This is a genomic window from Acinetobacter sp. PW68 (assembly GCF_020982655.1).
Lineage (GTDB): Bacteria > Pseudomonadota > Gammaproteobacteria > Pseudomonadales > Moraxellaceae > Acinetobacter > Acinetobacter towneri_A.
Map to the genome: position 1 here is coordinate 2,021,588 of NZ_JAHZSX010000001.1, position 24,742 is coordinate 2,046,329.

Consider the following 24,742-nt stretch of genomic DNA (forward strand, 5'->3'; position numbering starts at 1 on the left):
ATGGCGCAAAAACCACTATATTTGTTTGATAAAAAAGATATACTGAAATTAAATCTTATATAACTCTAAAAAGCCCGTTCAGCAAAGAACAGGCGTAGAAATTGCAGTGAGGCAATCCACAATATGCGACCATTACACCCTATTGATTTTATTTTCCTGTCACTCGAAAAACGTCAACAGCCCATGCATGTGGGTGGATTATTCCTATTCCAAATTCCAGAACATGCGCCAGACACTTTTATTCAAGACTTGGTTGCCGATATTCGCAATTCAAAGTCAATGCCTATTGCACCATTTAACAATAAGCTCAATGGTCTATTTTGGGATGAAGATGAAGAGTTCGATCTCGATCATCACTTCCGTCATATCGCCTTGCCAAAGCCAGGCCGTATTCGTGAATTATTAACTTATATTTCACAAGAACACAGCTCGTTGATTGATCGCGCCAAACCTTTATGGACTTGCCATATTATTGAAGGTATTGAAGATAATCGTTTTGCGATGTTCTTTAAAATTCATCATGCCATGGTAGATGGTATTGCTGGCATGCGTTTGGTGGAAAAATCCCTTTCGCACGACGAAAATGCAAAAAGAATTGTACCACCTTGGTGTGTAGAAGGCCCACGTGCTAAACGTCTGAAAGAACCGAAAGTCAGCCGTTTAAAGAAAATTTTTGGTGGACTTAAAGGTCAGTTTGAAGCAACCCCTCGCGCAGTTTATGAAGTATCACAAACTGTTGCCAAAGATATGGGACGTAACCCTGATTATGTCTCCAGCTTCCAAGCACCAAGCACCATCTTAAACCAACGTGTGAGCGCCTCACGTCGTTTTGCCGCTCAATCTTTTGAGTTTGCACGTTTGCACCGTATTGCCAAAGCTTTGGGTGTAACTATTAATGATGTGGTGCTGGCAATTTGCTCAGGCGCATTACGTGAGTATTTACTCAGCCAATATGCCTTACCTAAAAAACCGCTCATTGCGATGGTACCTGCCTCTATTCGTGATGACGATTCTGAAGTATCCAATCGAATCACCATGATTTTAGCCAACTTAGGTACACACAAAGAAGATCCGCTTGAGCGTTTAAGAATTGTGCGCCGCAGTGTGCAAAATTCTAAGCAGCGTTTTAAGCGCATGAATCCTAATCAGATTATGAACTATAGTGCTTTTGTTTACGGCGCTGCAGGTTTAAATATTTTGTCAGGTATTATGCCAAAGCGTCAGGCCTTTAACTTGGTGATTTCTAATGTACCTGGTCCGCGTGAACCTTTGTATTGGAATGGTGCAAAACTAGATGCGCTTTATCCTGCTTCAATTGTGTTAGATGGGCAAGCTTTAAACATTACCATGACTAGCTATTTAGACAAATTGGAAGTTGGTTTAACCGCTTGTCGTCAAGCCTTACCCAAAATGCAAAACTTATTGCAGCACTTGGAAGATGAAATTCAGCGTTTTGAACAGATTATTGATGCACCTGAAGGGGTCAATAAAATCGTGGATTGATACGCCAATCCATCAAAACAATTAAGGGGCAATTGCTGCCCCTTATTTTTGAATAGTACGACACTGTTTTAATAATTGCTGACAAACTGCGCTAATCATTGCAGTGGTAATTTGAGTTTCTTTACCTTGCTCATCCACAATATAACCGTTATGTGTCACTTTACGATCTAACACTTTTAAACTCTTTTGAATTACGACTTCACTCATACCCATGACATACCTCATTTGCTAAACCGAAGGAGATATTCGGCTTTGGCTACGCTGTATCCTTAGTATTGAGAATTCGCTCAAAAAAGTAAAATTTCAGATGTAACAACTGTTTAGCGATATCCTGTTACAATTTCAACTCAGAATGATATCGTATTGCTCTTGCGTATATAAATTTTCCACCTGAAATTTAATTACACGGCTAATAAAGTGCTCTAAATCTGCCACTGCTGGCGCTTCTGCAGTTAACAAACGATCAATCACTGCTGGATGCGCAACGACAGTAAAGCCACGTTGTGATTCAAATGCACGTGCATATCTTAAAATTTCTCGAAAAATTTCGTAACACACTGTCTCTGCTGTTTTAACATATCCTCGCCCCTGACAAGTTGGACAGGCTTCACAAAGTAAATGTTCTAAAGATTCACGGGTACGTTTACGGGTCATCTCGACCAAGCCCAGTTCAGATACTTGGGTTATTTTGGTCTTGGCATGATCTCGTTCAAGCATACGCTCAAACTGACTCAAAACTTCATCCCGATGCTGCACTTCTTGCATATCAATGAAGTCAATAATGATAATACCGCCCAAATTACGCAAACGTAATTGGCGGGCAATGACCTGCGTGGCTTCCATATTGGTTTTAAATACAGTGTCTTCTAAAGTGCGACCACCGACATAAGAACCCGTATTTACATCAATAGTAGTCATGGCTTCGGTTTGATCAATCATCAAATAACCACCCGACTTTAATGCCACACGGGTTTGCAATGCTTTTTGAATATCTTCTTCGACATTGTATAAATCGAACAGTGGGCGTTCACCTGGGTAATGAATCAGGCGATTGTGCATACTGGGCACAAACTCATCCACAAATTCTTTTAACTTGGCGTGAATTTCACGTGAATCGACATAAATTTTAGCAGTGTTATCATTTGCCAAATCACGAATTACACGTTGCGGTAAGGGCAACTCTTCAAAAATCAAGGAAGGCACAGCAATGCTTTTTTGTTTACGCTGAATGTATTCCCACAATTTTGCCAAGTAACACATATCTTGCACTAAGGCCGCTTCATCGACGCCTTCGGCTGCTGTGCGAACAATCACTGAACCTGGCAGTTTATGCTCGGCCTGAATGGTTTCAATGATCCCGCGTAGACGCTCACGCTCTTCACTCGATTCAATACGTTGTGATACGCCAATATGACTACCATAGGGCATTAACACTAAATAACGCGAAGGAATGGAAAGATCAGTACTCAGTCGGGCTCCTTTAGTACCTAGCATATCCTTCATGACTTGTACCGTGAGAATTTGCCCTGGCTGCAACAACTCAAATACATTGGGTGTCGGCTGGCTACGTGGCCAAATCATGTCATTAATATGTAAAAAAGCAGTACGTGATAAACCAATATCGACAAAAGCAGCTTGCATACCTGGCAACACACGCACGACTTTGCCTTTATAAATATTGCCTACCAGACCACGCTTGGCAGTACGTTCAACGAATAATTCATTGACCGTGCCGTTTTGAATTAACGCCACCCGACACTCCATCGGTGTGACATTAATCAACAACTCGTCAGACATAATAAAACTCAAAACATTATAAAGATTTTTGTGCAGCAGTTAATTTAGTGCCTTAACTGTTTGTAATAACTGTACGGTTTCATAGAGTGGCAAGCCAACAACGTTGCTATAACTGCCCTCAATACGCGGAATATAACGTGCTGCAATGCCTTGAATTGCATAAGCACCCGCTTTTCCAATGGGCTCACCTGTTGCCCAGTAACTTTCCATATCATCTAGGCTAAGCGATTGAAATTCAACCTGTGTACGTACCACTATACTGGATTTTTTCTGTTTTGTACCCACACAAACGCCTGAAAAAACATCATGTTTTCGCCCAGAAAGTTGTGACCAAATGGCAAAGGCATGTGCTTTGGATTCCGGCTTTCCAAAAATCTGCCCATCTACGCCCAAACTGGTATCGGCAGCAATCACCATAGCATCAGGAAATAGCTGCAAAACGGCATCTGCTTTGGCACACGCCAAACGTTCAACATATGTGGCTACATCTTCGCCCGCTAAAATAGATTCATCAATATCTGGACTGTAAATTTCAAATTTAAGTCCGAGCTGTTGTAGGAGTTCCCGACGACGCGGTGAACTTGAAGCGAGAATTAAATGCGCCATTTTCGCAAGAAATAATACAGCACAGGCCAAAGTAAAATACTACTCAGCAAAGGTTGCCAATGACGCGCAAATGGGAATTGAATCCCACCCATGACTTGCAACACCCAAATCAAAGCGAGGTGTGCCAAAATTGCGATTACACTAATGACCCATAAATTCGCAAACGTCATAATACGGCGCTCACGAGTCAGGAAACGCGCCACAAAAGTAATCACCACAAAACTTAGGGCATTCATGCCCAAAGGTGCATCGAGGAGCAAGTCTGCAAACAAGCCTGTACCAAAGGCAAACCAAATACCACACCAAGTTGGTTGCCCAAGCACCCAAAACAAGGTCACCATCAACATAAACAATGGTCGCCAACCCGAGCCTGTATAAGACAGCGGATACACCATGAGTACAGATGCAGCAATTACAGAAAAAATAATCGGAAATAGTGGATCTTTATTCTTATTTTGTCCCAGTCGAGTTTGTCCAATTTTAGCGATTGGCATTTGGCTGCTCCTTCGCTAAAGATTCTGAGAAAAGCACCACTACATGATGACCACCCGCCAATTGTGCTGCAGGCATCACATCAATTTGTGCAAACTCACCAGAATTATGTCGGCTGATTTTGGTAATGCTGCCAACCAAATACCCTGCGGGAAAATGCTCGCCCAAGCCTGAGCTATAGACCTTTTCTCCAACTTGAATATTGGCACTGGTCGGCACATATTCCATTTTTAAACGTCCCAAATCGCCAGTACCTGACACAATCGCACGCATGCCTGTATGCTCTAAACGCACCGAAAGCGAATGTTCCTTATCAGAAAGCAACATGACACGGCTACTGTGTGGATACACAGCGATAATCTGCCCCATAATGCCTTTATCATCCAAAACGGTTTGCCCGACTTTGAGCTGATTTTGTGAACCACGGTTAATCACAATAATGTGACGCAAAGGATCGGCATCTGTGCCAATCACTTCGGCAATTTCCATGCGTCCATCAATAATTAGAGGAGTATCGAGTAAACCACGCAGGCGGGTATTTTCTGCAGAGAGTTCAGATAACTTTTGCAAACGGACTTGAGCCTGTAATAGCTCTGCCTGCATCGCCGTATTTTCACGACGCAATTGAGCCTCAGACTTGCTTTGTTGACTTAGCCATTCTCGCGACAATACAGGATAGCTTGCAAGGGCATAAATTGGATTATATGCCGCATACAAAACATCACGTGCGGGTTGAATTACATGAGGAACACGCCAGTTAAAAAACAGGATGACCAAGCAAGTAATTACCGCAATGATAAAAGAGCGAAAAGATGGCGGTTGTCTGGAAAACAGATTAGTTTGCACCGCCGAATCCTATGTATTAGCCAACAAATAACATATCGTGGTTTGGATTATCAAAGAATTCCAAGACCTTACCGCCACCACGGGTCACGCAAGTTAATGGTTCTTCAGCAACCACCACAGGTAAGCCTGTTTCTTGTGCCAAAAGCTTGTCTAGGTTACGCATTAACGCACCACCACCAGTCAGCACAATTCCACGCTCTGCAATATCTGAAGAAAGTTCAGGTGGAGTTTGCTCCAGTGCAGATTTTACTGCCGATACAATACTTTGTAATGGATCAGAAATAGCTTGGGTAATTTCATCAGAAGTTACCGTAATGGCACGTGGCACACCTTCTGCCAAATTACGACCACGCACTTCAATTTCCAGTGGTTTAGCACCTTCATCTGGCAAAGCCATACCGACTTCTTTCTTAATGGTTTCTGCTGTGGTTTCACCAATCACACAACCATGAGCCTTGCGTACATAGTTAATGATTTGCTCATCAAACACATCGCCACCAATACGCAATGAATCAGAATAAACACAACCTTGTAATGAAATGATCGCGATTTCTGTCGTGCCCCCACCAACATCTACCACCATTGAACCACAAGCTTGCTCGACTGGCATACCTGCACCAATTGCCGCAGCCATGGGTTCTTCAATTAAACGTACATCTCGCGCACCCGCATTAAACACGGCTTCACGAATCGCACGGCGCTCTACCAAAGTCGATTTGCATGGTACACACACCACTACACGCGGTGCAGGTGGGAATAAACGCTTTTCATGCACTTTGCCAATAAATTGGTTCAGCATGGTTTCAGTCACTTCAAAATCAGCGATGACTCCATCTTTCATTGGGCGAATTGCAGAAATATTTGCTGGGGTACGACCCAACATTTGTTTGGCATCAAGACCGACTGCGGCAACAATTTTTTGTGAACCGCTGTGACGAATAGCCACAACCGTCGGTTCATTTAATATAATGCCTCGTCCTGGCGCATAAATAAGTGTATTTGCTGTACCTAAATCAATGGCTAGGTCTGGCGAAAACAAGCCAATTAGTCGTTTTAGAATCACGGAGTCGTTCTCGATTAAACTTTATGTGGACGCAAGTTGGCAACTTTAACTAAATGTGGTGCGTTGAACAAGTCAATCGCTTATTATAACGCACGATATTTTGAAATTTTTTATTAATACTGATTTTAGGTGATGTTATGTCTACCTCGGATGCTCAGCATTCTGCAGATTTAAATGCACAAACAGTTTCAGCAATTGCCCATCTTGCTCGTCTTAAACTCAATGATACGCAATCTGCTGAGTATGCTCAAAGTCTAAATAAAATTTTAGGCATGATGGAAAGCTTAAAAGGCATAAATACCGATGACGTTGAGCCTTTAAAAAGTCCATTTGACCACCCGCAACCATTACGTGAAGACGTCGTAACCGAACAGAATCATCGTGAGCAATATCAAGCTGTTGCCCCTGCAGTTCAGGATGGCTTGTACCTTGTTCCACGTGTGATTGAATAATTTATTCGGCTGTTACATTTTGACTTCATAAAAAGGTAAAAGAATTTTTCTCATGACAGATTTACATCGCTTATCGATTCGTGAAATCTCTGAGGGTTTAGCGGCAGCCAAATTCTCCTCTCGCGAACTAACAGAACATTATTTAAAACGTATTGCCAAAATTGATCCGCAAGTACGCTCTTATGTCACCGTAACCAATGAGGTTGCACTTGCTCAGGCAGATGCAGCCGACGCGTTGCGTCAGGCAGGTCAAGCGACAGCTTTAACAGGTATTCCTGTTGCGCATAAAGATATTTTTTGTACTCAAGGCATTAAAACCTCTGCGGGTTCAAAAATGCTGGACAATTTTATCTCGCCTTATGACGCAACTGTGGTGGCACAAGGTAAAAATGCAGGTTTGGTCACTTTGGGTAAAGTGAACATGGACGAATTCGCAATGGGTTCAACCTCTGAAAGTTCGTTCTATGGCGCGACCAAAAACCCATGGGCACTTGACCATGTACCGGGTGGTTCGTCAGGTGGTTCTGCTGCTGTCGTGGCGGCTGACCTTGCACCATTTGCTACAGGTACAGATACAGGTGGTTCAATCCGTCAGCCTGCGTCTTTCTGTGGTTTGACTGGTCTCAAACCAACTTACGGACGTGTTTCACGTTACGGCATCATCGCTTATGCATCATCTTTAGATCAGGCAGGTCCAATGGCACGCTCTGCAGAAGACTGCGCATATTTAATGAATGTAATGGCAGGTCATGACGCCAAAGACTCAACCTCTATGGATAAAGCGGTTGAAGATTATGTGGCGAACCTGAATGCAACAACGCTCAAAGGCTTACGCATTGGTATTCCGAAACAATACTTCAATGTGGCTGGTTTAGATGCTGCGGTGAAAGCACGTGTTGAAGAATCACTAAAAAAATTAGAAGAATTGGGCGCAGTATTGGTTGAGATTGATCTCAACATGACTGAAGCCTATGTACCCACCTACTATCTGATTGCGCCTGCAGAAGCATCGTCTAACCTTTCTCGTTACGATGGTGTGCGTTATGGCTACCGTGCAGAAAATCCTCAAGATATTTTAGACCTTTACAAACGCTCACGTTCTGAAGGTTTTGGTGCAGAAGTGCAACGTCGTATCTTGATTGGTACTTATGCTCTTTCTGCGGGTTATTACGATGCTTACTATGTGAAAGCGCAAAAAGTACGTCGTTTAATTCAGCAAGACTTCTTAAAAGCCTTTGAACAGGTTGATGTGATTGCAGCACCAACTGCACCAACAACTGCCTACAAAATTGGCGCGTCTTTAGACCCTGTTGAAATGTATTTGGGTGATATTTACACCATCGCGGTGAACTTAGCGGGCTTACCTGCAATTAGTGCGCCTGTTGGTTTTGACCAAGATCACTTGCCTGTGGGTTTACAATTAATTGGCAATTATTGGTCTGAATCGCAACTGCTATCTGTGGTACATCAGTATCAACAAGCGACCGATTGGCATACTCAACGCGCTGCAATTGCTGAGGAGAACGCATAATGGCGAAGAATACTGCTAAACCAAAATCAAACCTGATTGATGGTTGGGAAGTCGTGATTGGTATTGAGATTCATACTCAGCTTGCAACCCATTCTAAAATTTTCTCAGGTTCATCAACCGAATTTGGTCAAGACCCAAATACGCAAGCCAGCCTTGTTGATTTAGCCATGCCGGGCGTTTTGCCAGTGCTGAATAAAGAAGTGGTGGATTTGGCAATCCGTTTTGGTTTGGGCATTGATGCTTACATCGACCAAGCTTCTGTGTTTGCGCGCAAAAACTACTTCTACCCAGACTCGCCTAAAGGCTACCAAATTAGCCAAATGGACAACCCGATTGTAGGCTTGGGTCATATCGACATTCAACTTGAAGATGGCACAACCAAACGCATTGGCGTAACTCGTGCGCACCTTGAGGAAGATGCGGGTAAATCAATCCATGACCAATTTGAAGGCATGTCAGGCATTGACTTAAACCGTGCAGGCACACCTTTATTGGAAATAGTATCTGAACCCGATATGCGCTCAGTTGAAGAAGCGGTTGCTTATATTAAAGCAATTCACACTTTGGTACGTTGGTTGGGCATTTCTGACGGCAACATGGCAGAAGGTTCATTCCGTGCGGACTGTAACGTGTCGCTACGTCGACCAGGTCAGCCATTCGGTACACGTTGTGAGCTTAAAAACTTGAACTCATTCCGTTTCATTGAACAAGCGATCAATGTTGAAATTGAACGTCAAATGGAAATTTTGGAATGGGATGGCACGATTGACCAAGAAACACGTCTGTTCGACCCTGTGAAGATGGAAACTCGTTCAATGCGTTCAAAGGAAGAAGCGAACGATTACCGCTACTTCCCTGATCCAGACTTGTTGCCTGTGATTATTCCTGATGCGCAAATTGAAGCCATTAAAGCAACTATGCCTGAGCTTCCTGCTGCACGTCGTGCACGTTTCGTGGCGGACTTTGGTGTAACTGATTACGATGCTCACGTGCTTACATTAACTCGTGAAATGTCAGAGTTTTATGAAGAAGTGGTGAAAGCTGCTGGCGGTGCTGCACAAGGTAAGATTGCGGCAAACTGGGTAATGGGTGAATTCTCAGGTGCTTTAAATAAAGCAGGCTTAGATTTGGCTGATTCTCCTGTATCTGCGGAAAAACTTGGCGGTATGATCGCGCGTATTGTGGACAACACAATTAACGGTAAGATTGCAAAGCAAGTATTCGGCTTTATGTGGGACGAAGGCAAATCTGCGGATGAAATTATTGCTGAAAAAGGCTTGAAACAGGAAACTGATACAGGCGCGATTGAAGCAATCATTAAAGAAGTTCTCGCTGCCAACGAAAAAATGGTTGAAGAGTATAAATCTGGTAAAGAGAAAGCCTTTAACGGTCTTGTTGGTCAAGTGATGAAAGCTGCGAAAGGCAAAGCTAACCCTGCGCAAGTAAATGAATTGATGAAGAAATTGATTGGTTGATCTGATCTTTCTTTAAATAAAAACCCGCTTTAGAGCGGGTTTTTATTTAAGCGAAATCCTAGGTTAAAAGCTATTCCTAATTCAAATGAAAGTAAAATCATGAGTGACATAACTATATTATTTGTCTTCAATAAATATTCTGTATAGGACAACGTGATTTTTTCAGAACTAGAGCCAGATATCGGGCAGGTGATAATCTGCGTAGATTCATTATATTTCAGCCACTTATGATGAGTTGCATTTCTTAATTTACTATCATATTCCCGACTAAAAATATTAAAGATACTTGTATTCTCCTCAAAACACTTCATCTTTGTTGCCTTATCAATAGTTAAGTACCTTTGATATGTTAATTTTTCACTTTGAAATTCATTATATTTTCTTTGATTTTCAATATTATTTAAAAAAGCTATCGTGTTTATATTTGAACCTAAAACCTCAAAAATTTCACCATATATCATTTTTGTACGCTTAAAATTATTTGACGAAACCTTCGAATTTTTAAATGTTTCAACCTCTAAACGTGCTTGCAAATTCATTTGCTTAAATTCTTGATAATTTGAAAAGAAAGTATCAAAAACCTCCATATAGTCATTAATTTTTTCTTCTAGTTTAGGCAATAATTCATCTTTGGCAAACCTGTGAAATTCTGTCTTATTTTTTTGTAAAATACTTCTAGAAAAATCTCCAAATATATCCATATCCCTCGTTAGCAGTTCACTACCAATAAACATCCCTATAAAACGAAATATTAACTCGGTTAACTCCTTCCCTTGAATGATTTTATCTCTTTGAAGTAAATTTCCTCTGGTATTAAATTTGTATGCCTTATATAAATCTTTCCAAATTTCTTCAATGTTTGAAACTCCCATTACTCCATCTATCTTTTCCGGATTATAATTTTCCCCAAAAGCTTCTTTAAGAATTTCCTGCATTTGATACAAAAATGATGAATATAATTCTTTATTCCTAACCTCATCTGGTACTGTGAAATCTGTACTGAGATTAACTACTAAAGATTTTTCTTCATCCACATCTTCACTTTCAACATAAATTAGATTTTCTAACTCATTGAATGAAATATTCACCTGTGGTGGATTATCTAATAACAAAACTAATTTAGAATTAGCCTCACAATGTGGACATGTAAAGTGTAACTCCTGCTTCAATCCATGAGAAATTTGTGTTCTAGTAATTATAAACCCATCACAAGTTAAGCATTCAAAATATAATCTTGAAATCATATTGCCCTGATATTTATAAATAATTTTTTCATACAATTACTATATAATATTCATTACCTCTAGTAAATTAAAACAACATGAACATCAAAAAAGTAACCTCAATCACCAAACTCGAAGACTTAGGGCGCGTCCAGCTGTCAAAGTCCTTCTTTATGCGTGACTTTCTCTATAGCGAAATCGCCAATTGGTACGGTGTGCCGAACTTCCCCGACCATCCTGAAAAAACCATCTACACAGGCACACAACTGTGCGAACAATTGCTTGAACCATTACAAGAAAAATTTGGACGAATTGCGATTCGCTCGGCGTATCGCTCACCAAGCGTAAACCAACTTGGTAATGAAAAAGGACATAACTGCGCCAGTAACGAGAAAAACTTTGCCAGTCACATTTGGGACTACCCCGATGCAAAAGGTTATGGGGCAACGGCGTGTATTGTCATTCCATCATTTTTAGAGCTATATGAAAAAGATCAAGCCAATTGGCAACAACTCGCCTATTGGATTCATAACCACTTGAACTATAGTTATATGCAGTTTTTCCCAAAACTGTGCGCTTTTAATATTGGTTGGCATGAACAGCCAACACGGGAAATTTATAGTTATATCCAACCCAAAGGCTATTTATTACGTGGGGAAGCAGTGAATCAAGAATTTGAGCAGTTTTATCCTGATCTTATTTAGTTTTCTCTTTTAAATTACCCTCCCCCTTGCGCAGCAGTACTACTCATCCCAGTGGGAGAAGGAGCTTCCATTACCAATTAAATGCCATCAAAAATTTAATATTAGATATTGAAAAGGTCTTTAAAACAAGCACTAGTGATAAACTGCACTGTGGTGCAAGGGAGAGATGAATATTTAAATTTTAAAATGAAGAGCAGATCAGAAATTATGCGCTCCTCATTTCATGCCTCTTAACATATTCTTAGCCCCTGCATGATTATAATTATTGGCTAAATTCTGCAAAATACGTTTTGCCTGCGCATCTGAATTTGGGAAACGACTCCGATAATTCGAAACTCCCGTTAAACAACGTGCCACCAACATGCCAGATTCTGTATAAACACGTGTACCTTCTGCGCCTTGCAACTTGCCATAGTTATAAGCACGTTGCGCATTATTACAGGCATTAATTTGATTAAGCCCACTGTTTAAATCGCGACGTGCCGCAACATATAAACGTGTCTGTTGCTGTTGCGGTGTTTCAACCACACGTGGTGGAGCTGTTTTTACTGATGCAGCCACTGGCTCTTTTTTCTCTTCAGGTTTTTCTTTCACTTCAGCAACTTTGGTTTTATTTATTGTTTTGGGATTACTTGGAGTTGCTTTAGGTCCTGCCTTTGCGGATTCAGAAGTCGCACGGTAAAAGCGTCGTGCTTCATCTTCAGACATTATTTTAGTGACCAAACTCACCTCTCGCGCTTCACCACGCTGTTCTAACTGGCGCTCTGCCACAGGCTCAATGGATACGATCCAATTTTCACCCTGATTACCTACACAACGGTATGCCCCAATCCCCTGTTTTACATCTCGATAAGTATTGAGTAATTTTTTAGACCATGCATTTTTGACTAAACTCATTGAGCTTTTATAGGCAAGGGTGAGGCGTCCATTTTGTGACTGACAGTAACTGCCTAGATATTTACGTGGCAGCATAGATTCAGCAGGTTGATCTTTACGCTGCGGGCCCCAATAATAGACATATTCTTTAGCACCACCACTGGGCTGATTTAATTTTTTTTGAACAATTAGTTCTTGTGGAGATGCAAAATGCTTCACTGAATTTGGGCTATATTGATCGACTGTTGCACAACCAAATAATAGGCTGCCCATCCCCCCCATTAAAAGTATTTTTTTGCAGGTCACGTTTCAATTCTCAATTGTTTTTATAGGAATGAAAATATATGAATTGGCGAAAAATAACAAATCTAACACCTTGATTTTATAGTTAAATAATCATCGCTTTATTTGAATCGAGTTTGATATTTTTATAAAACAATCCAATTCATCACAGTTTTTTATGATTTTGAACACTATCACTCATATTATTTTTATACAACTGTTCAGATCTATTTATATTGCAATCACGGTTCTGAACATGTGAACGCGACATCCACAACAAATCATGGATGTCGCCACCACAACTATTAATCCAATGTCGATTCAAATGCTTTTAAACGCTTATAGATAGACAAGAGCTCAATAATGGTTGGCCAAGATGCAATCAGATACTGAAAAGATTCACGAACTTTGCCAAATACGTTGGCAATTTGCATCATCAAACCTAATGTAATAGCCCCTGCGGCAATACTTGGGAACAATACAAATAAACCGTAAATATTGTCCAATTGCATGTACCAAATGCGTACCAAGTTAAAATAGGCATAGTGGAAATATAAACGGAAATAGTTCAAACGCACTTTGCTAAACAGTTCTTTTAAACTCAGCGGATCAGCACGTTCAGCGTGATCTTCACCATAAACCAATTCTTTACGATAAGCCGCCTCAACTTTTTGGTTATTAAATTCCAGACCTGGTAACTTCGCACCCACCACAATTAACACCACTGTACCAAATACTGCCCAACCCACTGCAGCCCAAACTAAGGCATACGAAATTTCCCCCACTATAGGCAGGGCTTTGACATGCACAGACAAACTAAACAGCACAGGTAAAAATGCCAACAAAGTCATTAGGGCTTCGACTAAATTTACCCCTAAAGTTTCCATGGTTCTGGCAAAGCGCATGGTATCTTCTTGAATACGCTGTGAAGCCCCTTCAATATGTCTGAGTTTTTCCCAATGTGCGGTGTAATAATTATTCATTGCCGTACGCCAACGAAAAACATAGTGACTAACAAAAAATAAATTCAAAACCATTAAGGTCACTGCTACCATGGCGATGTATAAAAAGGTCAGCACACCTGCATAGAGTTCATTGACATCTCCACCGCCACTACTGAGCATTTTTTGAATCAGGTCATAAAATGGGTTGTACCAAGCATTCACCACAACATTGACTTGTACCCCAAACCAAATATTAAACAGGATGAATGCCGATCCCCATACCGACCAGCGCTGCCATGGGTGATTTGCTTTAAGTTTCCAGAAAATGGCAAACAGCGTCGTTGCCACAAAAAACCACAGGTAAAACCATAAAAATGCAGGTGACCAAAAACGGCTGACATCGATGGGTAATGTTGCTTCGGCATAGCCTTGCGGGAAACCAATCCAACTGCCCCATGCGCTACCGCCTGAATACCACAAAGCTAGATTGATCGCGAACCAAAAAAGCAATGAAATAAAAAACCACTTTGGATTTGGAAAAAATGACTTAAACATGCAGACAAAAAGCCTTTATTTTTTAAATTGGAATGTAAAACCCAGTGCCTTCACCACTTAAAAAAGCGTGGATGGATACTTTAACTTTTATACTTTATACGCTGTTTTTTCAGCAATAATTTTATTTTTATACTGAAAACTGTAAATTTCATCAATCGGCTATATTTTACTGCGCTGTTCATTTGCCATTCATCTAAAAAATTAAATGAAATTGCAATTTTTCTCTATATTTTTAAAGTGTCAAATTATGCAGTATTGGAGATATTTATTGCGTTTTTTTGACCAACCATTTAAATACCAAATGTTTAAACCCGACACAAATTTACGATTTTGTGTAGATTATTCATCAATTTACTATATAATACAGTTGATTAAAAATAACTCATTTAGGGTGCGGTATGGAATCTCCAACAGAAAACATTGCTATTGAGCTACTTGAACCTATTGTTCTACGTAAAGAAAACTGCGCACCAATTGAATTCGAGCAAGGTACAATTTTAAAAGTTCTATTGGTTAATCCTAATTCTTACTTAGTGACCGTAGATGACGAATTTAACTTTACTATCGCTTTAGAAGATGAAAATAAGGTGTGGCGTAAACTTTAATTCTTCTTTATCTCTACTCAAAATTAAAAACATTGGGTGCGCCTAGTTCATCCAATGTTTAAGTTTCTCTGTTTATCCTTTACTCCACAAACGATAAACCTCACTCAATGAACTTCGAATCGCAATCATCTACTCTGCTTTCTTATTGCTGTTATCTTTCATCATTGTAAGTGAGCTCACAAAAAAGTTTCTCAGCGCCCTTAAAGCACTTCAATTCAAACAAATTTTAAAAAAATCTAACCAAATTCTATTTAGAGACCATAGGGAAAATTACTTAAGAATCAATTAAATATACCAAAAGGTAAAATTAACCACATTAACAGAATGACCTCAAATTCACTTTTACAACTAAGAAAAGCCAAAATCAATCAGAAATTATGATAAGATCATGCTTCTTGTAAAATACATTTTTTTATAAAGATGAGTTGCTTAAGCAATTTTTACTGTCTTTTGTGTATTTTATTTTTTCTATTTTTTTAATTCACATCCTATTTTGACAAGGTCTATTTGACCTCTAAATTTAGGATTGTATTTGCTTATTTTAATAATGCGGATATTTAAAATCCTGAATTGTGTCACTCAAAATTGGAGAAGTAATTAAGAACTCAAAAACTAATGGAGATAGCAATGGATCGAATTGCAATTATTGGCGCTGGCCCAAGCGGCATGGCCCAATTAAGAGCGTTTCAGTCAGCAAAGGCCAAAGGTCTACAAGTTCCTGAAATTGTATGTTTCGAAAAACAAAATGATTGGGGTGGACTCTGGAACTATACTTGGCGCACAGGTATAGATGAACATGGTGAACCTGTCCACGGCAGTATGTACCGTTATTTATGGTCAAATGGCCCTAAAGAAGCACTAGAATTTGCCGATTATACTTTTGATGAACACTTCAAAAAACCCATCGCGTCTTATCCGCCACGCGCAGTGTTGTGGGATTATATTCAAGGGCGTGCAGAAAAAGCGCAGGTGAAAGATTTAGTCCGCTTTAACACTGCCGTTCAACATATTCATTATGATGATGCGACGCAAAAATTTACAGTTGATGTCGAAGATTACGCACAACAACGTCATTATTCAGAACAGTTTGATTATGTCGTGGTGGCCTCGGGGCATTTTTCTACCCCGCGCGTACCTGTTTATGAAGGCTTTGATCAATTCCATGGTCGTATTCTACATGCACATGATTTCCGTGATGCACTGGAATTTAAAGGTAAAACAGTATTGCTGGTGGGCAGCAGCTACTCTGCCGAAGACATTGGCTCACAATGCTATAAATACGGCGCCAAACAAATTTACAGTTGCTATCGCACTAAACCCATGGGCTTTAAGTGGCCAAAAAACTGGTCTGAAAAACCACAATTACTGCGTGTAGACGAAAATACTGCTTATTTTGGCGATGGAACATCGGCCAAAATTGATGCCATTATTTTATGTACGGGCTATTTACACCATTTCCCATTTATTGAAGATAACTTGCGCCTCAGAACGCATAACTGTCTTTATCCTCTAGGTTTATATCAGGGCGTGGTGTGGGAAAAGAATCCTCGTTTGTTCTATTTAGGCATGCAAGATCAATGGTACACTTTCAATATGTTCGATGCGCAGGCATGGTTTGTCCGTGATGTGATTTTGGGCAAAATTGCGTTACCAAGCACAGACGAAATGCAACGCCATACCCAAGCCTTACATGAAAAAGAACAATGCTTAATGAATGATGAACAATCCGCGCGTTTCCAAGGTGATTACATCAAACGCCTGATTGCGCAGACCGACTATCCATCTTTCAATATTGATGCAGTACACGATATTTTCATGCAATGGAAAAAGCATAAAAAAGAAAATATTATGGGCTTTAGAGATAAAGTTTATCGCTCAGTGATGACAGGAAAAATGGCCAAGCCTCATCACACACCATGGCTGTATGCACTAGATGATTCTCTGGAAAGTTATTTGGAAGATGAAGCTCAACGTGAGGCAATGTAAGGCGTGATCTATAAGATCAATGCACGCTTGTTGTAACGAAGAAAAAATAACTACAAGCCTGATAAACACAGCTGATGAGGCTTGTAGTTTAAGATTTATTTAACTTATCGCTATTTAAGAAATAGCGCTCATTATAAATCTGACTTGGCGCGTTTTAAGGCTTGTTGCCAACGCGCTAAATGTTCAGCCCGCTCTGCTTCATTCATTTGAGGTTCAAATAACCGATCTAACTGCCAAGATGCTGAAATTTCAGATAAGTCAGAAAATACACCCGCCTTTAAACCTGCCATGGCTGCTGCTCCCCAAGCAGTTGATTCCAACATTTTAGGACGTAACACAGGCACATTTAAAATATCGGCTTGGAATTGCATCAACATATCATTTTGACTCGCCCCACCATCGACCCGCAGTTCTTTCAGTGGATGATCTAAATCGGATTGCATCGCAGAAAGTACATCCGACACTTGAAATGCAATAGATTCCAAGGCAGCACGCGCAATATGTGCCTTGTTCGTGCCACGTGACATTCCACATAAAAGCGCTCGCGCTTCACTGTCCCAATGTGGCGCTCCAAGTCCTGTAAAAGCCGGAACTAGCACCACCCCTTCGCTCGAAGTTACACTATTGGCGAGTTGTTCAACATCACAGCTTTGTTGAATAATCCCCAAACCATCCCGTAGCCATTGCACCACAGCCCCAGCCATAAAGACACTGCCCTCTAGGGCAAAATGGGTTTGATTTTGACATTGCCACGCCAAAGTGGTGAGTAATTTATTTTTACTAAACTGCACCTGATTGCCTGTATTGAACAACATAAAACAGCCTGTACCGTAGGTGTTTTTTGCTGTGCCAACCTCCAAACAAGATTGCCCAAATAATGCCGCTTGCTGATCCCCCAAAATACCTGTAATGGGAATATTTGCGCCCAATAAACCTGTTGCCGTATCTGCAATATAACTATCGGATGCAATAATTTTGGGTAGAACGGATGCAGGAATTTGAAATAATTCCAGCAATTCTTCATCCCAAGTTTGACGATGTAAATTCATCAACATGGTTCTTGAGGCATTACTCGCTTCAATGACATGCTCTGCACCTTGGGTCAAATTCCAAATTAGCCAACTGTCGATGGTGCCAAAAGCCACATGCCCCTGCTGTGCTAATGCTTTTAATCCACCGACATGCTCCAGCAGCCACACCAGCTTGCCTGCACTAAAATATGGATCGATACGCAGACCCGTTTTTTGTTGAATCAATTGCATCTGGTTATTTTGAATCAAGTGATGACACCAATCCGCCGCACGACGATCTTGCCAAATTATTGCGGGCGCTAGAGGTTTGCCTGTGCGTTTATCCCACACTACTGTGGTTTCACGTTGATTGGTTACTCCAATTGCGCAAATGTCTTTGGCCAAAATACCTGCAGTTGCCAATGCCTGTTGCACCACTGCAATTTGATTTGACCAAATTTCTTGGGCATCTTGCTCCACCCAGCCTGATTGCGGAGTCTGAATTTGGGTTTCACGTTGTGCCGTAGCCTGAACTTGTCCGTGTTCATTGAAGATGATGGCGCGACTAGAGGTTGTGCCTTGATCGAGTGCTAGTAAATAACCCATATTTTTTTGTATTTGACTTGAAAAAGAAAATATTAGCGCAATTATGTAACTAAGCGCATTGAAATGTTTAATTGAGCAGAAAATACATCGTAATTTTTGCCAACTATGCTATGATAGCGCTGTGATATGGGGGTGTTATTGGCTTCGACGCTGATGATGAAGCTCATAGATGCATGCCGAGAGCGCATTTTCTCTCGTAAATCAAATTTGCATTAAAATAGTCGCAAACGACGAATCTTACGCTCTAGCTGCCTAAGGGCAGCTTGTCCGCTTCACTGAATACTTGTGGTCAGTGAACCCGACTGAAGCGCACGCACACAAGTCCGTATAAAGTTGAGCCTCGGGACTTTATACCAAACTTAGAGGATCGCACTTTGAACCCTGTTCGTCGGGTCTTAGAGTGTTAAAATAATAGACGATATCTAAGCATGTAGTATTCTCGAGTGTAGTGTTGGCGGACGCGGGTTCAACTCCCGCCACCTCCACCATATACCTAACAAAACATGGCAAAATATGCCAAGTTTTAAAAGATAAAGGCTTGATTCTAAAGGGATTGAGCCTTTTTTCTTGCCTAAACATAACCAAATATAACTATCTACAGTGTACATACACCGTGTACACTACCATGTACATTGCAAGATTTATTGAATCCGTTGGTGTACAAGCCCTGAAAAGAACAGACATAAAACGCAGACCACTAGCAGCCACCGACTTGCAACCCTTGAGCCTAAATCAAAAGAATATCGGGAGCTAGACGGTAAAGGCTTATATTTCCGTGTCAAACCTGATGGAAATAAATCTTGGCAATTAAGATATAAAAAGCCTGATGGTAAATGGTCGTGGTTAGGTATTGGTGGCTATCCTGAAATAAGTGGGCAACTAGCACGAAAAAAGGCACAAGAACTCATTACGGATATTAGTAAAGGTGAAAATCCTATCATCACCAAACAGGAACGAAAGCGGAAAGAACTTGAAGATAACAATGCCACTTTTGAAGTATCGGCAAAGGAATGGTTAGATACCAAACAAAATAGATGGGTCGCTGACACTATGACTCGAAATAAGGGAGCATTAGAAAAACATATCTACCCTGTTTTTGGTAAACGCCTATATACCTCTATCCGTCCGATTGAATGGATGAATCATTTAAAAGGGATACAACAAGAACATAAGATTTATGAACAAGTGAACCGCATCCGTGCTATGTGTCGTGACATTTACGATTTGAACCGTACCGGGTTTGTCGGAGACTTTTTTATTTAAGTTAGGCCACCTGACCTAACGGGTTAATCTTATCATAGTACATTGCTTCAAACTCAAAAGGCGATACATAACCCAGTGCACTGTGTACACGCTTTTTATTGAACCAATCTACCCAGTTTAGTGTCGCAAGTTGTACATCTGCTAAACCTTGCCAATCTGCTTTTAAATATTCAATCACCTCTGTTTTGTATAAGCCATTCACCGTTTCAGCCAAAGCATTATCGTATGAATCACCAGTCGTACCGACTGATGCTCGTAAATTTGCAGCTTCTAAACGATTGGTATAGCGAATAGAAAGATATTGAACACCTCTATCGGAATGATGAATCACATTCTTTGGCATGCCTCGATCGTGCAATGCTTGCTCAAGTGCATCGAGCACCATATCTGTATTCATCCGTGTAGATACTTTCCATCCAACAATTGCTCGTGAGAACACATCAATAATAAAGGCGGTATAGACCCAGCCTGAATGAGTTTGAATATACGTAAAGTCACTCACCCACAGTTGGTCAGGATGATCAGCATTAAAATTACGTTTCACTAAATCATCTGCTCTTTTTTGATCATCTCGGCTACGGGTGGTTTGTTTATTCTTACCACGCCAAACACCTTGTATAGCTAGCTTCTGCATCAATCGAGCAACTGTACAACGTGCGATAACATAACCTTCACGTTTCAATTGTTGCCAGACCTTACGCACACCATATCGACCTGAACTTTCTTTCCAAATTCGTTGAATTTGTTCAGCATGATGCTCATCATGTAGATCTCGTTTCGCTCGATGTTCTGGATTGTCAGCGAGATCTAAAGTTCGGTAATAGGTTGAAGCTGCGATCGGTAAAATCCTACAAATCGCATCAACACCATATCGATCTTTATTGTTATGGATAAAATCCACCATTATTTGTGTGGGCGGTCGAGCTCCGCCTGGGCGAAAAAAGCGGCTGCTTTACGTAGAATCTCATTGGCGCGTTGCAGTTCTTTATTTTCGCGTTCGAGTTGTTTGATACGTTCTTGGTCTGAAAGCTGCTGTACTTTAACTGGATTTTGTTTATCTAAATATTTTTGATACCAAACACGAAGTGTTTCAGGAGTACAACCAATCTTAGGCGCAATTGCTGTGATCGCAGCCCAATTCGATGGATAATCTTTTTCGGATTCAATCAATAATTGAACCGCTCTATCTCTGATTTCAGGGGTGTATTTTACTTTTTTCATCGGGACATTCTCTCAAGAAAAGTGGTCTCCGACAAACCCGGTACGGTTCAATTTTGCAAAGGTCACTGGACCTATGGACTACAACCCACTTGAAGTCATACAAATTGTCTGCAACAAGGCAAAAAACAAAATATGTTGCCTGTGAGCAAACTTGAGTTACCCCCACGGTTAAGAGCTATATTTTTCTAGCTAACTGTATAGATTTAATTGTGAACCATAAATATAAACGGCCGCTAATTATTCCTGCAGCTTTGTTGCTGGCAAGTCATTGCAAATGAGTCTCATTTATATATACTTTACACACTTTTTTGAGCCTAGTCGGCAATCCTGTTCCTCACTGAATCGTCGCTCTTTTTTTGCCTTTCATGTTTTTATATTACTTAGGTATACGTATGTTTGCTTTCTCCCCACGTAAAAATTTAATTACTGTTGAAATTTTAAAACATAGTAGCTGCTTAATTTTATCCTTCATCCCGATGATGTCTTGGGCAGAAGCAACCGTGATTCAACCGCAACAACTAGAAACGATTAAAGTTCAGGCTGAAGCAGACTCAAGTTATATCGCAACATAAACGGCGTCGACCCTCAGAGGCAAACAAAAAAATCTAGAAAGCCCCCAAACTGTTAACGTTGTATCTAAGCAATACATGAAAGATTATTTACCTGCGAACTTGGACAATGCACTGACTCAAGTCAGCGGCATTACACAGGGTAATATTTAGGGGGCACACAAGACACGGTCATGAAACGCGGCTTTGGTGATAACCGTGACGGTTCAATTACCGTAAATGGTATGCCTATTGTGCAAGGCCGAACCATGAATGCGGCAGTTGAACAAGTTGAAGTATTAAAAGGTCCTTCTTCATTGCTCTATGGCATTATGGACCCGGGTGGTGTAATCAATGTCATTACAAAAAAACCTGAGACGACTCAGAAAACTGAACTTTCCGTTTACGGTTCAAGCTATGCAGCAGGTAAAAATGGCTTAGGTGCAAGCATAGATACTACGGGTGCAATTGGTGACAGTAATTTTGCTTATCGCTTTATTGCAGATCATTCCGATGCAGACTACTGGCGTAATTTTGGTAATCTCAAACAGACTTTAATTGCTCCATCTGTCGCATGGGATAATGGTCAAACTAAAGTGAACCTGAGTTATCAATATCGTCACTTTGATGTACCTTTTGACCGCTCTACCGTTTTTGACCCAAAAACCAATAAAGCCCTACCGATCTCTAAATATCAACGTAAGCGTCCGCTGAATCCCATACCTATTTTTTAATTCGATTTAGGTTTCCAGCGGTGTGGTAGCAATTCTTCAATTTGGGTCACTTTGTGTGTCGGTAACCTTTTCAGCACATCACTTAAATAGGCATACGGATCCAAGCCATTCAGCTTTGCTGACTGGATTAACGTCATGATGTTTGCCGCTCGCTGACCACTGCGCAGCGAGCCAGCAAACAGCCAGTTCTTACGTCCCAACGCCCAAGGTCGCATTTGATTCTCTACCCAATTATTGCAAATCGGTAGATTGCCATCATCCAAATAGCGGCTTAAAGCTGGCCAACGCTTCAGAGTGTAATTGATGGCCTTGGCGGTGGGAGAACTCGATGGCACTGTCAGATGATGTTGGTTGAGCCATTCATATAGTTGTTGCATCACTGGTTGACTATGCTGTTGTCGGTATTCGCGGCGGTCTTCCGCTGTACCATCGGTCTTTTTCCTGAGCTCTGCTTCTATGGCATACAGTTTCTGAATCAGCACTAATGCCTGTTCAGCGACCTGACTTTTCCCAGTTACATGCAGTTCATGGAATTTACGACGTGCATGGGCCATGCAGCCCACCTCTATGACCTGGCCTGATTTAAAGCGTGCTTTATAACCACTGTAATCATCACAGACTAGATAACCCTGCCAGCCTTTCAAGAACTCTGCAGCATGCTGGCCTGAACGACTATCCTGAAAGTCATAGATCACCGCCTGAACTGGATTGTACTGTGTAGTGGCATAGGCCCAGACATAACCTTTCTTCGGTTTTTTATCATTCTCACCCATCCGCATGATGGTGACCGGTGTTTCATCTGCATGCAGCACCTGCTGTTGTAGTACCACCTCTTTTAAGGCATTGGCCAGAGGTTCCAGTTCTACACCGCAGCGACCTATCCAGTCAGATAAAGTTGATCTAGAAAGTTCGATTCCCGCCCGCTGATAGATCAGACGTTGACGGTACAGCGGCAAATGATCGGCATATTTCGATACCAAAACATGGCTGAGCAGTTCAGGTGAAGCAATGCCTTTATCAATCACATAGGCGGGCATCGCTTGCTGAGTCAGGGTGTCACACTGATCACAGACCCATTTACCACGCACATGCTGTTCCTTATAGAACTGTGCCGGTCTGAAATGCAGTTTTTCACTGACATCTTCGCCGATACGCCGGAGTTGGCATCCACAAGCACATTGGGTTGATGCAGGTTCATGCTCAATACGGATGGTGTGTAGATGATCTGGCAGTGGTCGACGTTTAGGTTTATTGGTTTTGGCTTTGTGTGTCGCTGCATTGGTTTTATCTGCATTTAGCCGTTCCAGTTCTAGATCAACCGCGGCAATATCTTCTTCAACCGCTTCATCCCACAGATGGATTTGTTTTGCCGTTAAGTGTTCATTCTTTTGGGCGAATTTGTGCTTTTTAAACAGCGCCAGTTCATGCTCGTATTTTTGATTGAGAATAGAAAGATGTTGAACTTTAGAATCTAATTGCTGATTGGTGACTTCAAGATGTTGAACTCTGGCATCTAATTGCTGGTTTGATTGTGCTAGAGACTGATGCTGCATCGCCAACTGCCGGGTAAATTCCAGCAGTTGTTCATGGGTCAGTTGGCTTAAGTCAGGCAGCGTATTCATGACCGCAGTATGCCTGAGGTCATGAAGAGAATGAAATAGAACGTTTGGAGAATAGCAGAATAGCCGAGCTTGGTTTAGAGCATTGTTACCACTTGCTGTCGTCCAATGCGCTGCCAGGGCAAACCCTGGATTAATGCCTGTAACTGTTCCGGGTTGAGGACCACGGTTTCACCTTGGTGAACTTGAGCCCAGTGGAATTTTCCCTGTTCCAGCCGCCTGGCACACAGCCAGATGCCCAGTCCATCATGTACCAGCACTTTCATACGATGGCCACGTTTATTACAGAACAGGTAGGCGCAATGCGGTTTGATGTAGCCAAAGGCTCTCACCACCTGAGCCATGGTCGTATCCATACCTGCACGCATGTCCATGGGCTGAGTAGACAACCAGATTTCATCAATGCGGATCATGTTGCAAGTGCCTTGAGTAATTCTGCCAAGACAGGTATTTCTGATGTCTGCCATTTTAGCTGAATATCATTATTCGTATGAGGCACGGTGATACACAACGTGATCCTCTCATCAATAGGTTGGCTGATTGCAGCAGTGTAAGGCAAAGCAATAAATGCTGGATTCACATGAGTAGGATCCTGCACGGCACCCTCATGATGCCTGAAGATCCTGATCCAACGACTGACAAGGTTGGCATTAATACTATGTTGCAGTGCGACCGAAGCGATCGAGGTATTAGGATTTTTACAGGCATTGACAATACTGAGTTTGAATTCTTTGCTGTATGTTCTGCGTTTTTTAGCAACAGGAGGTGTTGCTGAATATATATCCATGTTCATGGATTAAG

The 24,742-nt window shown here is 41.3% G+C and carries 21 protein-coding genes, 1 other RNA gene, 2 pseudogenes and 1 other annotated feature; of the genes and pseudogenes, 10 read left to right on the forward strand and 14 right to left on the reverse strand.

Annotated elements, in window-relative coordinates:
* The first annotated feature begins 123 nt into the window (after positions 1–123).
* On the forward strand, positions 124–1,503 hold the full coding sequence (locus K1T76_RS09635; RefSeq protein WP_070155090.1) for a WS/DGAT/MGAT family O-acyltransferase: 1,380 nt from the start codon (positions 124–126) through the stop codon (positions 1,501–1,503).
* Between the two features lie 42 nt (positions 1,504–1,545).
* Here K1T76_RS09635 and K1T76_RS09640 read toward each other — a convergent pair whose 3' ends face one another.
* The 6 genes from K1T76_RS09640 to K1T76_RS09665 form a co-directional block, all read right to left on the reverse strand.
* Positions 1,546–1,716, reverse strand: a complete 171-nt coding sequence (locus tag K1T76_RS09640) for a PA1571 family protein (RefSeq protein WP_019838370.1) — start codon at positions 1,714–1,716, stop codon at positions 1,546–1,548.
* A 129-nt stretch (positions 1,717–1,845) separates the two neighbouring features.
* The gene (rng, locus tag K1T76_RS09645; RefSeq protein ID WP_230245220.1) at positions 1,846–3,300 is read right to left on the reverse strand and encodes a ribonuclease G; all 1,455 of its coding nucleotides are present in this window, start codon (positions 3,298–3,300) and stop codon (positions 1,846–1,848) included.
* Between the two features lie 39 nt (positions 3,301–3,339).
* On the reverse strand, positions 3,340–3,906 hold the full coding sequence (locus tag K1T76_RS09650; protein ID WP_230245221.1) for a Maf-like protein: 567 nt from the start codon (positions 3,904–3,906) through the stop codon (positions 3,340–3,342).
* Complete coding sequence (gene mreD / locus K1T76_RS09655; RefSeq protein ID WP_230245222.1) at positions 3,894–4,400, reverse strand: rod shape-determining protein MreD; 507 nt, start codon at positions 4,398–4,400, stop codon at positions 3,894–3,896. Before mreD ends, K1T76_RS09650 begins: the two co-directional genes overlap by 13 nt.
* Positions 4,387–5,244, reverse strand: coding sequence for a rod shape-determining protein MreC (mreC, locus tag K1T76_RS09660; protein WP_019838366.1), 858 nt, complete (start codon positions 5,242–5,244; stop codon positions 4,387–4,389). Before mreC ends, mreD begins: the two co-directional genes overlap by 14 nt.
* A gap of 16 nt (positions 5,245–5,260) precedes the next feature.
* Positions 5,261–6,307 (reverse strand): rod shape-determining protein, encoded by a 1,047-nt coding sequence (locus K1T76_RS09665; protein WP_326845735.1) that lies wholly within the window; start codon positions 6,305–6,307, stop codon positions 5,261–5,263.
* A gap of 137 nt (positions 6,308–6,444) precedes the next feature.
* Between K1T76_RS09665 and gatC the strand changes: the two genes are divergently transcribed.
* The 3 genes from gatC to gatB are packed head-to-tail and all read left to right on the forward strand — an operon-like array spanning position 6,445 to position 9,765.
* Complete coding sequence (gatC, locus tag K1T76_RS09670; RefSeq protein WP_004975405.1) at positions 6,445–6,759, forward strand: Asp-tRNA(Asn)/Glu-tRNA(Gln) amidotransferase subunit GatC; 315 nt, start codon at positions 6,445–6,447, stop codon at positions 6,757–6,759.
* A 52-nt stretch (positions 6,760–6,811) separates the two neighbouring features.
* Positions 6,812–8,290 (forward strand): Asp-tRNA(Asn)/Glu-tRNA(Gln) amidotransferase subunit GatA, encoded by a 1,479-nt coding sequence (gene gatA / locus K1T76_RS09675; protein WP_230245223.1) that lies wholly within the window; start codon positions 6,812–6,814, stop codon positions 8,288–8,290.
* Positions 8,290–9,765, forward strand: a complete 1,476-nt coding sequence (gatB, locus tag K1T76_RS09680) for an Asp-tRNA(Asn)/Glu-tRNA(Gln) amidotransferase subunit GatB (RefSeq protein ID WP_230245224.1) — start codon at positions 8,290–8,292, stop codon at positions 9,763–9,765. The genes gatA and gatB overlap by 1 nt, the downstream gene beginning before the upstream one ends.
* Positions 9,766–9,794: 29 nt before the next feature.
* On the opposite strand, the gene K1T76_RS09685 is transcribed toward gatB, so the two are convergent.
* Positions 9,795–11,009 carry a hypothetical protein gene (locus K1T76_RS09685; RefSeq protein ID WP_230245225.1) on the reverse strand — a complete coding sequence of 405 codons (1,215 nt, stop codon included), beginning with the start codon at positions 11,007–11,009 and terminating at the stop codon, positions 9,795–9,797.
* A 77-nt stretch (positions 11,010–11,086) separates the two neighbouring features.
* On the opposite strand from K1T76_RS09685, the gene K1T76_RS09690 reads away from it, so the two are divergent.
* On the forward strand, positions 11,087–11,692 hold the full coding sequence (locus K1T76_RS09690) for a hypothetical protein (protein WP_326845736.1): 606 nt from the start codon (positions 11,087–11,089) through the stop codon (positions 11,690–11,692).
* A 216-nt stretch (positions 11,693–11,908) separates the two neighbouring features.
* Here the strand turns inward: K1T76_RS09690 and K1T76_RS09695 are convergent, their stop codons facing one another.
* Together K1T76_RS09695 and sbmA are read right to left on the reverse strand one after the other, a co-directional pair.
* Positions 11,909–12,841 carry a hypothetical protein gene (locus tag K1T76_RS09695; RefSeq protein WP_230245227.1) on the reverse strand — a complete coding sequence of 311 codons (933 nt, stop codon included), beginning with the start codon at positions 12,839–12,841 and terminating at the stop codon, positions 11,909–11,911.
* A 314-nt stretch (positions 12,842–13,155) separates the two neighbouring features.
* Complete coding sequence (gene sbmA / locus K1T76_RS09700) at positions 13,156–14,349, reverse strand: peptide antibiotic transporter SbmA (RefSeq protein ID WP_230245228.1); 1,194 nt, start codon at positions 14,347–14,349, stop codon at positions 13,156–13,158.
* A gap of 398 nt (positions 14,350–14,747) precedes the next feature.
* Here sbmA and K1T76_RS09705 point away from each other — a divergent pair, with 398 nt between their 5' ends.
* Together K1T76_RS09705 and K1T76_RS09710 are read left to right on the forward strand one after the other, a co-directional pair.
* Entirely contained in the window at positions 14,748–14,954 is a 207-nt protein-coding gene (locus K1T76_RS09705) for a hypothetical protein (protein WP_019838358.1), read from the forward strand.
* Positions 14,955–15,581: 627 nt separating this feature from the next.
* Positions 15,582–16,940: an NAD(P)-binding domain-containing protein gene (locus K1T76_RS09710; protein ID WP_230245229.1), complete on the forward strand. Its 1,359-nt coding sequence runs from the start codon at positions 15,582–15,584 to the stop codon at positions 16,938–16,940.
* Positions 16,941–17,071: 131 nt separating this feature from the next.
* Here K1T76_RS09710 and glpK read toward each other — a convergent pair whose 3' ends face one another.
* Complete coding sequence (glpK, locus tag K1T76_RS09715) at positions 17,072–18,556, reverse strand: glycerol kinase GlpK (protein ID WP_230245230.1); 1,485 nt, start codon at positions 18,554–18,556, stop codon at positions 17,072–17,074.
* A gap of 128 nt (positions 18,557–18,684) precedes the next feature.
* Between glpK and ssrA the strand changes: the two genes are divergently transcribed.
* Positions 18,685–19,044, forward strand: a transfer-messenger RNA (tmRNA) gene (ssrA, locus tag K1T76_RS09720).
* 179 nt (positions 19,045–19,223) lie between these two features.
* Positions 19,224–19,780: pseudogene (locus tag K1T76_RS09725) on the forward strand (tyrosine-type recombinase/integrase); the annotation flags it as partial.
* A 40-nt stretch (positions 19,781–19,820) separates the two neighbouring features.
* Here K1T76_RS09725 and K1T76_RS09730 read toward each other — a convergent pair.
* Positions 19,821–21,040 (reverse strand): IS3 family transposase gene (locus tag K1T76_RS09730; protein ID WP_180106673.1). Its coding sequence is split into 2 segments (ribosomal slippage): positions 19,821–20,764 and positions 20,764–21,040, totalling 1,221 coding nucleotides; the frame shifts between segments, so codons are not numbered across the junction.
* Positions 20,649–20,765 (reverse strand) — a sequence feature (AL1L pseudoknot). Its footprint overlaps the gene before it by 117 nt.
* 392 nt (positions 21,041–21,432) lie before the next feature.
* Between K1T76_RS09730 and K1T76_RS09735 the strand changes: the two are divergent.
* Positions 21,433–22,289, forward strand: a pseudogene (locus K1T76_RS09735) (TonB-dependent siderophore receptor); the annotation flags it as partial.
* A 29-nt stretch (positions 22,290–22,318) separates the two neighbouring features.
* Here the strand turns inward: K1T76_RS09735 and tnpC are convergent.
* The 3 genes from tnpC to K1T76_RS09750 form a co-directional block, all read right to left on the reverse strand.
* Positions 22,319–23,944 carry an IS66 family transposase gene (tnpC, locus tag K1T76_RS09740; RefSeq protein ID WP_230243835.1) on the reverse strand — a complete coding sequence of 542 codons (1,626 nt, stop codon included), beginning with the start codon at positions 23,942–23,944 and terminating at the stop codon, positions 22,319–22,321.
* 74 nt (positions 23,945–24,018) lie between these two features.
* On the reverse strand, positions 24,019–24,354 hold the full coding sequence (gene tnpB, locus K1T76_RS09745) for an IS66 family insertion sequence element accessory protein TnpB (RefSeq protein ID WP_165382150.1): 336 nt from the start codon (positions 24,352–24,354) through the stop codon (positions 24,019–24,021).
* Positions 24,351–24,734 (reverse strand): transposase, encoded by a 384-nt coding sequence (locus K1T76_RS09750; RefSeq protein WP_130122116.1) that lies wholly within the window; start codon positions 24,732–24,734, stop codon positions 24,351–24,353. Before K1T76_RS09750 ends, tnpB begins: the two co-directional genes overlap by 4 nt.
* Positions 24,735–24,742 lie beyond the last annotated feature (8 nt).